The sequence below is a fragment of the Paenibacillus periandrae genome (assembly GCF_022458865.1).
In the GTDB taxonomy this organism is placed as follows: Bacteria; Bacillota; Bacilli; order Paenibacillales; family NBRC-103111; genus Paenibacillus_S; species Paenibacillus_S periandrae.
Genome location: NZ_JAJNMU010000148.1, coordinates 1 through 385 on the forward strand (window position 1 = coordinate 1; position 385 = coordinate 385).

Annotated in this window: 1 pseudogene; it reads left to right on the forward strand. The window is 48.6% G+C overall.

What is annotated here, in order from left to right:
• Positions 1-342, forward strand: a pseudogene (locus tag LRL21_RS45010) (hypothetical protein); the annotation flags it as partial.
• Positions 343-385: the final 43 nt, after the last annotated feature.

The following is a 385-nucleotide window of genomic DNA, read 5'->3' on the forward strand; positions in this document are numbered from 1 at the left end:
TTGCCCTTGTTTATGAATCTACAAGACGGTGTCCAAACCATTCTGGGCTGGAAGAAGTCCGCGAGCGAAGTAGAAACACCTTCCCATGTCGTTCAGATGATTGAGCAGGGCTTCGAGGCCGCGAAAAGTTTCGGTCAAGCGCTGTTGCTTTTGGATCGATATTTCTTGTCGGTACCTGCCTTGGAGCGGGTGAATACGTGCCACCTCGTTTCCGAAACCCGCATGCACCTAGTGACCAAAGCCAAATCGAACGTGGTTGCCTACCAACGTCCCCCTGCAAAAAAGCCGGCGCGCGGTATGTTTTTTGTAGGTACAGAGAGTTTGCCGTTTGATTTATGTTAAAATAAATAGGCAGCAATGTTTCATTTTACTCTCTGGCAAAGGA